General features: G+C 43.4%; 11 protein-coding genes. 1 reads left to right on the forward strand and 10 read right to left on the reverse strand.

The window, feature by feature from the left end:
* Positions 1–68: 68 nt before the first annotated feature.
* From CDO33_RS15835 to CDO33_RS15850, 4 genes are all read right to left on the reverse strand, one after another.
* On the reverse strand, positions 69–740 hold the full coding sequence (locus CDO33_RS15835) for an MgtC/SapB family protein (RefSeq protein ID WP_103081037.1): 672 nt from the start codon (positions 738–740) through the stop codon (positions 69–71).
* 182 nt (positions 741–922) lie between these two features.
* Complete coding sequence (gene spoIIR / locus CDO33_RS15840; RefSeq protein ID WP_103081038.1) at positions 923–1,648, reverse strand: stage II sporulation protein R; 726 nt, start codon at positions 1,646–1,648, stop codon at positions 923–925.
* 160 nt (positions 1,649–1,808) lie between these two features.
* Positions 1,809–3,422, reverse strand: a complete 1,614-nt coding sequence (locus tag CDO33_RS15845; protein ID WP_103081039.1) for a CTP synthase — start codon at positions 3,420–3,422, stop codon at positions 1,809–1,811.
* A 511-nt stretch (positions 3,423–3,933) separates the two neighbouring features.
* On the reverse strand, positions 3,934–5,439 hold the full coding sequence (locus tag CDO33_RS15850; protein ID WP_103081040.1) for a S41 family peptidase: 1,506 nt from the start codon (positions 5,437–5,439) through the stop codon (positions 3,934–3,936).
* A gap of 300 nt (positions 5,440–5,739) precedes the next feature.
* Between CDO33_RS15850 and CDO33_RS15855 the strand changes: the two genes are divergently transcribed.
* Positions 5,740–7,005, forward strand: coding sequence for an IS110 family RNA-guided transposase (locus CDO33_RS15855; protein ID WP_103083332.1), 1,266 nt, complete (start codon positions 5,740–5,742; stop codon positions 7,003–7,005).
* A gap of 143 nt (positions 7,006–7,148) precedes the next feature.
* Here CDO33_RS15855 and CDO33_RS15860 read toward each other — a convergent pair whose 3' ends face one another.
* The 6 genes from CDO33_RS15860 to CDO33_RS15885 form a co-directional block, all read right to left on the reverse strand.
* Positions 7,149–8,678, reverse strand: coding sequence for an S-layer homology domain-containing protein (locus tag CDO33_RS15860; protein ID WP_103082274.1), 1,530 nt, complete (start codon positions 8,676–8,678; stop codon positions 7,149–7,151).
* Positions 8,679–8,712: 34 nt separating this feature from the next.
* Positions 8,713–10,383, reverse strand: a complete 1,671-nt coding sequence (locus CDO33_RS15865) for a hypothetical protein (RefSeq protein ID WP_161496723.1) — start codon at positions 10,381–10,383, stop codon at positions 8,713–8,715.
* 346 nt (positions 10,384–10,729) lie between these two features.
* Positions 10,730–11,368: an MBL fold metallo-hydrolase gene (locus tag CDO33_RS15870; protein WP_103082276.1), complete on the reverse strand. Its 639-nt coding sequence runs from the start codon at positions 11,366–11,368 to the stop codon at positions 10,730–10,732.
* A gap of 72 nt (positions 11,369–11,440) precedes the next feature.
* A complete protein-coding gene (locus CDO33_RS15875; protein ID WP_103082277.1) occupies positions 11,441–11,908 on the reverse strand; it encodes a YwiB family protein in 468 nt (155 codons plus the stop codon).
* Between the two features lie 155 nt (positions 11,909–12,063).
* Complete coding sequence (murI, locus tag CDO33_RS15880; RefSeq protein ID WP_103082278.1) at positions 12,064–12,870, reverse strand: glutamate racemase; 807 nt, start codon at positions 12,868–12,870, stop codon at positions 12,064–12,066.
* A gap of 51 nt (positions 12,871–12,921) precedes the next feature.
* Positions 12,922–14,076, reverse strand: coding sequence for a D-alanine--D-alanine ligase family protein (locus CDO33_RS15885; protein ID WP_103082279.1), 1,155 nt, complete (start codon positions 14,074–14,076; stop codon positions 12,922–12,924).
* Between the last annotated feature and the right edge of the window lie 174 nt (positions 14,077–14,250).

The raw sequence follows: 14,250 nt of genomic DNA on the forward strand, positions 1-14,250 counted from the left end.
TCAAACTCATGTCATATATGGAGGACTCAGGCCTGGATAGAGATACTGCAGGCCAGTCCACCAGCGGATTATTCCGCATACACTTTCTTTAATCCTTCAATGCTGCAAATCTCAGCTATAACATCTCCGCTGTTTAAACCTTTAGGAATTTTCACGCGAAACTTTAAAATAAAATCGTCTGCTTCTTCATTCTTTAAAATGACTTCTATGCCCTTGGAGGCTACACCCATCTTTTCCAAAGCAGATTTTACACTCCTTATCTGTTCCAGCATGCCTCCGGTATGAACATATATGGTGCTGTAGCGTTTCTTAACGGCAAACTGGCTTTCCATCCTTTTCAGGAAAATAAGCGTAACAAACGTGAGAACAGTAGCTGATATCGCACCCATGTAAAATCCCGATCCTGCCGCAATACCAATACATGATACTGCCCATAGGCTTGCAGCGGTAGTCAAACCTTTAACACTGGCTCCTTCGCGTATGATGGTGCCCGCTCCCAGAAAGCCTATACCGCTTATTACCTGAGCTCCAAGCCGGGCAGGGTCCATGTTCACAATATCTGAATACCTTTTAAACAAAAATTCCGAAGTTATCATAACAAGGGCAGATCCAATGCATACAAGGATATGAGTTCTGAATCCGGCTGGCCGTTTTGTGTGCTCCCTCTCGTAACCAACAATTCCCCCAAGGACTCCGGCCACTACCAGCCTTCCAATTGATACTAGATACTCTTCCAGCATGCGATACCCCCCTACACATCTAACTCTATATAGTATAGCATAAGAGGAAAATAATACAATATTCATGTTCAAAGAAAAAAACATTTTCCGATATAAAAATACCGGCCTGCCCGGCGCATTCATGGAAAAAAATATTCCGAAGAATACATCGGACAGAACCGGGAACCGGCTCTGAAATCAACCTACAGTATGGATCTTATTATTCTGTCAAATAATCCGGAAACCTTGATTCTCGAATCCTGAAAAAACTCCACTATTTTGAATTTTATCTTGACCGGGATATCATCATCGGCATCTGCCGAAATAACCATGCTGTATTCCTCTTCCGTAAGCACATTCTTGAGCTCTTCCTTTACGGATTCGGGAACAGTTCCATGGGTTGCATCCACAAAGCACAAAGGAGGAAACAGTACGCACCACCAATTAGCTCCTTCACCTTTGCCGATAACTACCCGCAGAGCTTCGTAATATCCTGCGGGAAGGGCTATATCTCCATATAGCTTGGTGGGAAAGGGATAGCTTCCCAGCATGACCTCCACTTTATAATCCTTTCCCTGGCGTTGAATCTCCTGGACAGCAAGCTTTTCAATTTCCGGCATGCTTTCATTGATGATATATTTCGTCTGCTCAATATCCTTGGAATCCTTGAGCTTGTCCTTCATATACTCCAAAATAATATCCCTTACATCCCGTTTCAGCGCCTGATCCTCCTCAGAGTCGCTGTTGGCAACGACATGAAGCCTTATGAGATTATCCGCAAGGCTTTTATTTACATCATCAGAATATGTAGCAAATACAATCCCTGAGGCTAAAAGCGATATTATAACGACGGAGACAGCCGTCTTTATGAGCACATTCTTTCTATGGAAAATTCCAATCTCTCTTATTCTCGCCAATACCTTACTCATATCCAATCCCCCGCTTTTTATACATGAAAAATTTAATATTTGTTATAAGTATTATCAAAGCTGTGAGGATTTATACCTTGCGCAAAATATTTCATGAAAAAAAGAAGTATAAACGTTTATACTTCCTTTTTTCAAAAATTCTTATTTTAATTTTTAGCAATCAACCATTTTTCTTCCGCTTGTCCAACGCTGCCTTTACAAAGTCTCTAAAAAGCGGATGCGGCCTGTTGGGTCTTGATTTGAATTCGGGATGGAACTGAACTCCGACAAACCATGGATGATCGGACAATTCAACAATTTCGACCAGTTTTTCACTGGGGGACAGACCCGACAGTATCAGGCCTTTTTGTGTAAGCAGCCCCCGGTACGCGTTATTAAACTCATACCTATGTCTGTGCCTTTCATAGATCAGGCATTCATCATATGCCTGGTGTGCCTTGCTGCCTTCCTTGATTTTACAAGGATACAGCCCTAGCCTCATGGTACCACCCTTTTCATCTATGTCCCTTTGCTCCGGCATCAGATCTATCACGGGAAACTCAGTATCCTGGGAGAATTCTGAGCTTTGCGCACCTTTTAACCCAGCGACGTTTCTTGCGAATTCCACCACTGCCATCTGCATTCCAAGGCATATGCCAAAGAAAGGTATTTTGCTTTCCCTAGCATATTTGACAGCAAGTATCTTGCCCTCTATGCCTCTGTCTCCAAATCCCCCCGGGACGAGCACTCCGTCCACATCACGCAGATATTCGTGCACATTCTCCACGGTAACATCCTCGGAGTTAATCCATTTGATTTTTACCTCCGTATCATTTGCCACTCCACCGTGATTAAGGGACTCGACTATGCTCAGATATGCATCATGCAGCTCCACATATTTTCCCACCAGTGCGATATCCACAGTATTGGTGCAGTTCTTTGTCCTGTTTACCATATCGCACCAGTCTTTTAAGTCAGGCTCGCTGCAATTTAATCCCAGACGCTTGCATACAATGCTGGCCAATCCTTCCTTTTCCAGCATCAAAGGCACTTCGTAAAGAATCTCCGCATCCATGTTCTGTATGACCGATTCTCCGGGTATGTTGCAGAACAACCCTATTTTATCCTTCATCTCCTTGCTGAGGCTTTTTTCTGTACGGCATACGATAACATCAGGCTGTATGCCTATGCTTCTCAATTCCTTAACACTGTGCTGGGTCGGTTTTGTCTTCAGTTCCCCGGATTTACCCAGGTAAGGAACAAGGGTGACATGTATATACATGACGTTTTCCCTTCCGACGTCTGTTGCCACCTGTCTTATGGCTTCCAAAAACGGCAGGCTTTCAATGTCGCCCACAGTGCCTCCTATTTCTGTTATTACAACATCAGTATGATCCGACTTTCCTACCCTGTATATTCTTTCCTTTATCTCATTTGTTACATGGGGTATGACCTGAACTGTACCTCCAAGGAAATCGCCTTTTCTCTCCTTGCTGATTATCGACCAATAGATTTTTCCGGTAGTTACATTGCTATTCTTGTCCAGATTTTCATCGACAAACCTCTCATAATGGCCCAAATCAAGATCCGTTTCGGCTCCGTCGTCGGTCACAAAGACCTCTCCATGCTGATAAGGGCTCATCGTACCCGGGTCGACATTCAGATAAGGATCAAATTTCTGAATTGTGACACGCAATCCCCGCGCTTTCAAAAGCCGTCCCAGGGAAGCCGCGGTAATACCTTTTCCCAGGCCGGACACAACACCGCCGGTAACAAAAATATATTTTGCAGGCATGATTTTATCCTCCTAAAAAAATATCAATATCTAAATTTTAAAATAAGTAGATTTAAACAGTTATGAATGCCGCGCATTTCTAATTCAAAATGGTACGGTTTTCATGGCAGCCATCGCCAGACTACGGGCAAAATAATCAGCCCCAAGCCCTGCTATCCATAGCTGCGATATCTGCACATTTTGACCTGTGGAAATTTTGAATTATAAGCTTGCGCTCATTATAGACACCATTGTCTAAATTTATAGGCAGCAATGCTGTTAACTCTCATACATGGCAAATCGCGCCATCTTATCCAATATATAGCGCGATACCCTTAAGAACACCGATTCTTCAGAAAAGAACAAAACTCATCGAAAAAACGGGTTAACAAAAACTCATATTATATTTTATATTCGGCATAATTTCATGTCAATAGAAAATTAGCTTAAATTCCATGTCTGCAATTCCTCACATACAGCTATATCCCGCAAATCGCCAAGCTGCTGTCCGGCAATGTTATAACAAACTACTCTATTGCAAAACCTCGGCCTGTCTTAACTGCTCAATTGCTTTGGCATACTGCTTGTCGTATTCCAATAATAGTTTATCCAGCTCCTCATTCAACCACTGCTGGGTTGTAAAATCCATAATCCCGTACGAATATCCGCCCTTCTTCTTTTGAAATTCCTTTATCGCTTCGAAGGTCTTTTTATCATATTTTGAGTCAGGGTCATCAATATTATATCCCAGTGCTTTTAAAATATTCTCGGCATGATAAACGTCCGCCCCCTCGCTGCCTATGGTATACTTTACTGTCTTTGAAAGTTTTTCAATAGATCTTACGTCAACGCCGTTTACCAGCTCCGGATCCTCCACTTCAATGTCCGGCTCAATTCCAACAAGGTCGATCATTCTTCCGTTGGGTGTTGTATACATGCCTGTGGTTATCTTTGAATAGCCGATTATCTCCTCTTCCAAAGGTATTATGTTGTATGTGTATATTAAATCGTATGCATTGACTACTTCCACTCCCAACTGCTTTTTATATTTCTCATAAGCTTCAGGTGCAAGGAGTGGAATGATGCTCTGTACTTTTGCCTTGCCAAAGGTTTTTGTTCCTATCAGAATACCTGCCTTTGTATCCTGGACGGCACCGGCAACAATCTCGGAAGAACTGGCACTCATTTCGTTAACTAGCATCACCAGATCATATTTTGTTTTTTTCAGATAGGAATAGTATTCCACATCGGGTGTTGCATCAGATTTGAAGTCCAGCTTTGTAATAAGCCCGGCGGGCACAAACATCCTTGCTATTGCTACTGCTTGCGATACATCTCCGCCAGGGTTGTCCCTTAGATCAAGAACTATCTTTTTGATCTTCTTTTTGTCCATCTCTTTTAAAGCTTTTCTCATTTCGTCGGCGGAATTGGAGTTAAAAATTTCGAGTTTTATATAGCCTATATCACCGTTTATTCTGTATGTAACAGGATTGTATAAAATTTCACCCCGGGTAACCTCAATTTTCCTGACATCTTCACCTCTGACTACTTCCAGCACGACTTTCGTACCCGAAGAACCTCTTATCAGACTGTTGGCTTCATCCAAAGTGGCTTCCACCACACTTGTTCCATCGACTGCCGTGATCCTGTCCCCAGGGTAAAGGCCTGCCTTCTCTGCCGGCGAGGATTCAGACACCCGTATGACTTCGATGTATTTTCCATTCCGTCTCATGGTTACTCCTATACCTTCATAGGAGCCGTTTACTTGCCCAAGGAAGTCCTGGGCCTCATCCATTGAGTAGTAGATGGTATAGGGGTCCATGGTATTGAACATGCCCCTTATGGCACCATCAATCAACTCCTGTATTGTAATTTCTCCCTGGTATTTTTCCAGTATCATTTCCATTACAGCTTCCAGGTATTCAAGATTCTTGGTCTGGGAATCTGAAACATTTTCCCGCGCGTAGACTGCTGTGGAATTCAGCAGGCATACGATCGCAATCCATGCAACTACCAGCTTAAGATATTTTTTAGCCATATTAACATCACATTCCTTTCGCTGTGCTCAAGGCACAAAATAGAATGAAAAATTTTTACTTAAGCCACCCTCTGTAGTAAAATATAAGTGGGTATGCAGGTATACTACAGAGCACGGGGAGGTGAGTGTGACAACCAAACTTTGAGTTGTCCGTATATTAACATGTGCCGTTCGCTCTCTCAAGTACAAATAAGTGTGCCATCGAGCACGAACACTAATCTTTGTTTTAAACAAAGCTCTTGTTTATATTGAGTGGACAGTCAATGCCTGCATCCCTAAATATTTACAAGGGTGAGGTTGATGCTTAAGATTGTCTATCCCATCTGTTGTGGAATTGATGTCCACAAAAAGTTTGTAATTGCCACTATTGCCACCACCAATGATAAAAATGTTACTTCCTATCAAACACGTCGTTTTAATACTTTCAAAAATGATCTAATCGCTCTCAACAACTGGTTAGTAGAAAACAAGTGCAAAGATGTCTGTATGGAATCCACCGGAAAGTACTGGATTCCTGTTTTTAACGTGCTCGAGGATTTCTGCACTATTACCCTTGCAAACCCGAGATACGTTAAAAATATCCCAGGTAAGAAAACCGATAAGCGAGATTCAATTTGGCTTGCTGACTTACACAAGCATGCATTGGTAAAAGGTAGCTTTATCCCATCTAAGCCTATACGGGAGTTGCGGGATTTAATTCGGTACAAGTCTAAACTTACCAACGTCTCTTCCAGTGAGAAAAACCGGGTGCAAAATTCGCTTACAGTTTCAAACATCATGCTTGCCAATGTTGTTTCCGACACCTTCGGCAAGTCTGCTTCCTCAATTATTAAGCACATGATAGAGAATCCTGATATCATCGACTTTGATTATTCTTCAATGCTCCACAAAAGTCTGAAGAAAAAATCGGATGAAATTGAACAAGCCGTTGCTGGTAAATTCTCTAAGGAGCAAGCGGCAAAATTGTCTGTATGCTATGAGCACTATAACAGCGTTGAAAAATGCATCGAAATACTGGAAGCTACAATACTCGAGCTATCTTTACCTTTCAAAGAACAAATTGACATCATCGCTACTTTACCTGGTATTAAGCAGGCATCGGCTACAGCTATTCTTTCAGAAATCGGAACCGATATGTCCGTCTTCACCTCGGACAAGCATCTTTGTTCCTGGGCTGGCCTTACACCCCAGAGTAATGAAAGTGCCGGTAAGAAGAAAAGTGTCCGTATTAGCCGCGCCGGTGTCTACATTAAACCTTTACTTGTCCAGTGTGCTAATGCCGCTGTAAAGGACAAGTCCTGCACTGTTTTCAAAAACCGCTATGAAGCGATTAAAAAACGTCGTGGTCACAAACGTGCTATTATTGCTACCGCAAGAATGATTTTAACCTGCATCTATCACATGCTCTCTAAAAATGAGCCATTCAATCCATTGCTGTATGATGACAATGCGAAATCTAAGAAGCGTAATCAGCAGGATTCTCTAAGTATTGAGCAGGCCATCGCATTTTTGCAAGCCAATGGGTATACTGTGAATATTTCTGATCTAGTGGCAATAACAAACTAATAGTGTAATTCCAGTTTCATCCACAGTCCTAGGTATTCCTTAAGGGCTTGCTTTGTTGCGGCCTTCGCGGGTCTTTTTTATTTTCACACTAATCCTCCAATATCAATAATAAGCAAATTATATCACAGATTCCCGACACTATATCAATAATTTATTATTCTTTCTCTGTAATCCTTTCGTATATCGCTCCTCATATAATCTATAAACCTTTTCACCATCACAGCAGTCCTACCCATGGTGAGGTTTTCCTCAGGATTCAGGTAACCCTTGGTGTCACCTTTTATAAGTCCTATCCTCTGAGCCACGTAGGCAGCTTTCCTGGCATAGGCAGGGATCTTGTCGTTATCCGTAAAGGAGGTGACAGGATTGGGATTTGGCGCCAGGCTCTCCAGCCCCAAAGCTCTGATAAAGACCGTTAAGGCCTCGGCCACCGTTATGGGCTGGTTCGGTTCAAATCTGCCGTTGGCATTTCCGCCCATCAACCCCCGCTTGTATGCCTCCTCAATCTCTTTATAGTACTTGTCCGTCGTCTTGACATCTATAAAGGGAGAAATCACCACTTCCTTGGTATTTCTGCGTGGGGTGACGGTCCTTGTCGCCGTTTTCTTTTTAAGGGACTCGTCCTCCGGAACCTCCTTGGCAGCTCTTACCATCACTGCGGCAAATTCAGCCCTCGTAATATACTTATCAGGGTTGAATTCTGTGCTCCCTTCATTGAAAATTTCCAGACTGTATAAGGCTTTTATATCATTTTCAGCCCAGTGTCCCCTCAGATGGCTTATATTAGCTACAGGAAGCCTTGTCTGGGAAGGAAAGGATTCCAGCTTCAAGCTTCCATTCCTTTTCAAGATATTATCGGTGGCAAACCCGTTTTGGTCAAATTCCGGAAGGCTGCATGAATACTCCAAAATGCTCTCATTATTCTGAAGCTTCACATATCCTCCGCTGAAACTTATCTGGTCGGGAACATTTTCTTCATACTTCAGATCCTGTACCACAGTGGAAGACAGGGTCACGGATGCCGTTCCGCTCCAGGTCTCAAAACTGTTGCCCTTTTTCTGCCTGCTGTCTATCACATACTTTATTTCCATGGCTTCAGCGCTTCCCCAATACTGGTCATACCCATAGAAGCTTCCGGTTTCCTCCACCGTCACGGTTCCTGTTCCCGAAGCGATCCGGTAAGTCTTTTTGCCCCACAGGTTTCCGGCATAATAATCGATGGCCGGTTTGTGGTCCACCAGCCTTGAGCGGGAGAAATCATAATTCTCCAGTATATATGTCTGGCTTCCGACTCTGACAAGTTCGGAAGTCCTCCCATCCAAAAGCGATTCCTCCACCGTCTGGCCGTTGTCCTTGGTCGTAATTTGCGTGCTCAGGGTAATCTCCCTGTTAAGCACTGCGTTTCTGTCAAGGTTATTAAGGGTGTATCTATATGTCGTTACAAGGGTATCCTTTTTCATATTCTTGCTGATAACCAGTGTCCCTTTGAATACGATGGGCTCACCGGTAATAAAGTTAACCTCCTGGTACTCATAAGAAGTCTTACCGGGAGCTTCACCGGAAGAAATACCCCCTTCATAGCCGTTATCCCCTCCGCGGGCAAAAGCGGCATAAGGAAACATAAGACTTGATATGATCAATATGCAGAGCATTAACTTTATTATTCTTCTCATTAGTATATGACCTCCGTTTGAATGGATTAAACTTCTAATTTTCCACTATGATGATGTATGCGTCCCCTGTTACCGTTCCGTCTCTTTTTATCGCTCTTATCCTGTCTCCCACTTCCAGGTCGGAAGGTTTGACTATCTTTTTATCCTTCAGTATTATGCTGTTTTGCAGGATGTTCAAGGTCATTTCCTTGCTGTCCTTCCATATACGGCTGGTTAAATCATAAACCTTGGCGTCGGTTACTTTCAGCACATCAGGTTCACTAAGCACGGTCCCCTCATCACCTGTCAAGCCTCCGCTGATCTCATAGATTTCACCCCTCACATTATACACGCCGTAAGGTGCGGTGCTGATCAGCAAAGTGTTTGTGCCGTTGGCAATTACATAGACAGTCTTGCCGGCATAGCTGTCATCCCCGTAATCCCTGAAATTCCTCTGATTGACAACTCCCTTGTCGTCTACTATCCTGCTGTCAAAGTTCAGCTTGAAGGTCTTGGGTGCGCCTGTATATTCCCAGTTAAGCCCGTTCAGCTGGGAGAAGGATTCCAAGGTAAAGCTCCTGTTTTCATCGATTTTTGAAATTCTTCCCCTGTATATCTGCACGAAGTTTACATCCGAACGGTCGCTTATCTGAACGATGCCGGCATAGTATTCACCGCTGTCAAAATCCCTGTTGGCCACTACATAGGCCATATCATCCTTGGCTATGCTTGCACCTGATACCAATCTTCCATCTTTCACTACAATAGCGCCTTTTCCTACTCTTATCCTTTCGGTGCTCTTGCTCAGCCTGAAGATGCCGGAACCGGACAAAACGTAACTTACAGTGTCATCATAGGGAATGTCTTCGGTATCCTCTTCATCTCTGTATGAAACAAAGGCCACTTTTTCTTTTCCGTCATAATCCTTAACCACTGCTATGTATGCTTCATTTTCCCGGAGGTACTTGTTGGCTGTGCTCACATCTATGGCTTTATTGTCATAATAAAAGGAACAGCCGTCGGCCAGCTTGAAGCTCGAAAAACCTATTTTGTTAGTCCTGGACCATCGCCCTCCGTCAAAAACCTCCAGATTCATCATCACTATTTTGTCGGACATTTCGTCAACATAATCGACTTTGCCTTTGTATATGGCTGTTATGAAATGTCTGCCGCTTTCGACAGCTATCTCCTTCACCTTGGTGAATTTATTGGTTATGTGCAGCAGCAGCCTTACCCTGTCACCATCTTTCAGACTGCTGTAAGCTGCCGGTTTTTTATCCCTGGAGACGAAGGTATCATCGTCTATTTCCAGCACCTGTTGTTCTCCGTCATCATATTCCACCACCAGCGATGTGCTCCTCTTGGATATGATAACTCCGTATTTTGCCGTATAGTTATCCACTGCGCTTACGGAAATCACATACATATTTTCATCCAGTTTTAAAAACACCGTGTCTCCGGTTTCAATATCTTCAATGGAAGCTTCCTTGTTATTTTTTAGAACCTCCAGATCACTCATATCCCCGTAGTTGTAGGTTCTCAAAATATAAAACTGTTCAATCCCGGGCTCAGTTCCGGTGCCATCTTCACCGTATAATGTAATATAGCCCATTTGAGGATTGTTTTCCTCAACTATACCTTTAACGACCGTTGTTCTGTTCAGCTGGGCCCTGGGGGTTACTTTGTAATTTGCCGCCCAGGCACCGGCATGCGCAAATATCAGCATTACAGCAAGAATAAAGGATAAGCTTCCATATAGTTTGTTGCGAAATTTTGTGCTATTGTATCTCATGGCAATGTCCTTCCGATATAATATATATTATTTATATCGGCTTAAAAGGAAAAAAATTTACCCCTTCAGGCCACAAGGATAATATTTATTGCATGTATAAACACTATATAGCTTAGGAATGAATTCAGCTAATAATGGATGTACTGATTGTTATGTGCTTTGAATCCTTTCGGAACAACACCCATCCATTTCAATTATCTGAATTCAAACCAATTTTATATAGTGCCTGCATATATAAAAAATATCTCTCCGTAGAGCTACGGAGAGATAAGGTTTGGACTTATTTATAATTTAGCACGATGACGTTGGACAGAGTTTTCAGATTTTCAGCAGTAACCTCTATCTCCTGTTTTGCCGCCATTTCACCGCCACCGGCCAATGCGAGGAACTTGTTGACTCCATCCACCGAAAAGGTTAGAGCATCGGTTTTAAAATGCATGGGAATTGTGACAGCAGGCTTGAGGACTTTGACCACCTCATAGGCTTCTTCCGCATCTACAGTGAACACTCCTCCCACCGGCAGCATCAGAACATCCACCCTTCCGATTTCATCGGCATGCTGTTGCGTCAGAATGTGCCCTAGGTCACCGCAGTGGCATATGTTAATTCCGTCAACAGTTATGTTGAATACTATATTGCTTCCCCGATCCTTTCCCTGATTTTTATCGTGGTATGTAAAAACACCTTTTATATTCACTCCGTTTATGAAATGCTCCCCTACCTTGTCCACAAGGGAAAAATTGCCCTTTACTGCCTGGGTGTAGTTATGGTCAAAGTGCCCATGGCTTACCGTAACAATATCAGCTTCCACTTCCGGCAAAGGGTATCCCACGCTCTCATCGAAGGGATCGGTGAGTATCCTGACACCGCTTTGCGAAGTTATTAGAAAACATGAATGACCCAGCCATTTTATTTTCACAGCGAATACCTCCTTATTTTTTACTTTTTCCAAAGTTTGTCAATAATGTCCTCTTAATATTCCTATATCATTTTAATTGTCGGTAGTCAACTCGGATCTCGTGCTATCGGTCTGGTCTGCGGCTTCCCTTATCAGCATGCGGAAGCCGTTGAACCCTGTTACGTGGTTGTCAATTTCCACTTCATACCCTACACTGATCTCACCGCCGGAATCATTTACATTTACGCTGAATTCATTGGTGTAAATACCTATGGTCAAAGCGCCGCTTTCCGTATCATAGTAAGCCATATGCTTTTGTCCCTGTTCAAAAATGAACTGGGTGTTGACTGTGCCAAAGCGCATAAGGGTTATATTGGCATCAGTTATTTTCAGTGTTGTCGTCGTTCCTTCCATACCTGTTACCTCACTTTCCTTGTAGGTAACATAATATGTATTATCCTTTTTATAGAATTTCCCTTCGGTTACAAGCTCCATTCTGTTTTCATCGTTATCTTCTCCAGTCTGAGTGCCCACAACTGAAATTATAACATTCTTATTCACAGGCTGTTTTCCTCCGTAAAGTCAAATTATTTGCTTGCCTGCCATGTCGGTTTCCCGGAACATGTCCGGTTTAAAAAGCCGGCAAGCTAAGATCTCTCTTTTCTTTCTCTACATTACTATAACACAATTTTAACCAAAATACGCTTCTTTGTGTATCAATACTTTTCTATATCCACCTTCTCGGCAGAATTTATCTCCCTGCCCAGAAATGCGCTGCCAAACTGCTCGAACTTCTCAACACTGTCGCTGGTATAATACCTGTATACCGGCCTGATTTTGCTGTCCCTGGCTATATCCTTTTCCTCGATGAGCTTTTTCACCGTCTTTGCCACTTCCTGACCGGAATTTACCAATGTGACTCCCTCTCCCATGACCTTCGATATCGCTTTTTGCAGGAGAGGATAGTGGGTGCAGCCGAGCACCAATGTGTCTACTCCTTCTTTTTTAAGTGGTGTCAGGTACTCCTCCGCAATCCTGACGGCTATATCATTATCCCACCAGCCTTCCTCGGCAAGCTGCACGAAGAGCGGACAGGCCTTGGAATATATTTCTACGGTATTGTCAATCCTGCTGATGGCCTTTTCATAAACACCGGTATTTATTGTTCCCGTTGTTCCTATTACGCCGATCTTTTTGTTGCGAGTTGCCTTAACTGCAGCCAGCGCTCCGGGTTGTATAACTTCGATCACCGGTATTCCAAAGCTGTTTTTAGCTGTCTCATAGCTGTATGCGCTGGCCGTATTGCAAGCTATCACTATCATCTTTATATCCTGGTTCATAAGAAATCTTATATCCTGCAGCGTATACTTGATCACTGTTTCTCTGGATTTCGTCCCGTAAGGAACCCTTCCGCAGTCTCCAAAATAAACCATACTCTCCGTTGGAACGAACTTCATTATTTCTTTTAAAACAGTTAAGCCCCCCAAACCGGAGTCAAAAACTCCTATAGGCCTATTATCCATAATTATCCCCCAAACTATCCCAGTTGGCAATCATCCACTGCCAACTGGCGATCATTGATCAAATTCTCTTTTGTTATCCTCAAATCTCTCAATAGCCAAATCTATAAGGCGTTCAATCAATTCACCGTAAGGAATGCCGGATGCCTCCCACAGCTGCGGGTACATGCTTATGCTTGTAAATCCCGGCAACGTATTGATCTCATTTATGTAAATTTCTCCGGTTTCCTTGTGGACAAAAAAGTCAACCCTGGACAGTCCTGAGCAATCCAGCGCCTTAAAGGCTCTAATTGCATATTCCCTGATGGTACGGATCGTGCTTTCCGGCAAATCCGCCGGTATAACTGCTTTGGAATTGTCGTCCAGATATTTGGCATTATAATCATAGAATTCATTGCCTGGGATTATCTCTCCGACCGTTGAAGCTATTGGGTCGTCGTTTCCCAGCACGGCGCATTCTATTTCCCTGCCGTCTATGAATTCCTCTACTAATATTCTCCTATCATACTTTGCAGCCAGCTCAAGGGCATCAATAAGTTCACCCCTGTCATGGGCCTTGCTTATACCTACGGAAGAACCCGCATTGCTAGGTTTGACAAAGCACGGATATGTAAAGGTCTTTTCCACCTGATCAATTATAGACTCCCTATCCTGTTTTATCTGTTTTCTGTTAAAGACGAGATACCTGCCCTGGGGTATGCCGGCTTTTTCAAAAATGATCTTTGCATAGGCTTTATCCATACCCAGCGCCGAACCCAGCACCCCGCATCCTACATAAGGAATGCCCGCCAGTTCCAAAAGCCCCTGGATTGTACCATCCTCACCGTTACACCCATGGAGCACGGGGAACACAACATCTATCGCACCCTTGCCTTTATCTACTCCGGCAGCTTCAAAAATATTACCCGCGGAAGCACCTGCCAGCGCTGTCTCACAAGCTTCGGTGTTCATCGGCACTGCCAGCTTTTTTACTTCTGCGGAGCCCGACAGAGCCTTTGCTTCGGCAATAGCCTGCCACTCGCCGCTTCCTATCTTATCCACCGGTCCGTCATAGGTAAGCCATCGGCCGTCTTTGGTGATTCCAATCATGACTACATCAAATTTATCCCTGTTGATATTCCTGATAATAGATTCGGCTGAAACCCTGGAAACTTCATGTTCAGAAGATTGTCCTCCGAAAATTACAGCTACTCTTTTTTTACCCTCCATACATCCACCCCGTTATTATTTTCGGTGGCCATTGCTATTGCAGGCTTTCGGATGAGGTCCCTGCCGCCTTCCTGCATGCGGTATCGGATCTCAAGAGAAAAACAACCGAATAACAATGGACACTATCCTTGTCTATTCCCATTTTATGAGGTTGCCAATAAATATATTTCATAT

It is taken from the genome of Clostridium thermosuccinogenes (assembly GCF_002896855.1).
Taxonomy (GTDB): Bacteria; Bacillota; Clostridia; order Acetivibrionales; family DSM-5807; genus Pseudoclostridium; species Pseudoclostridium thermosuccinogenes.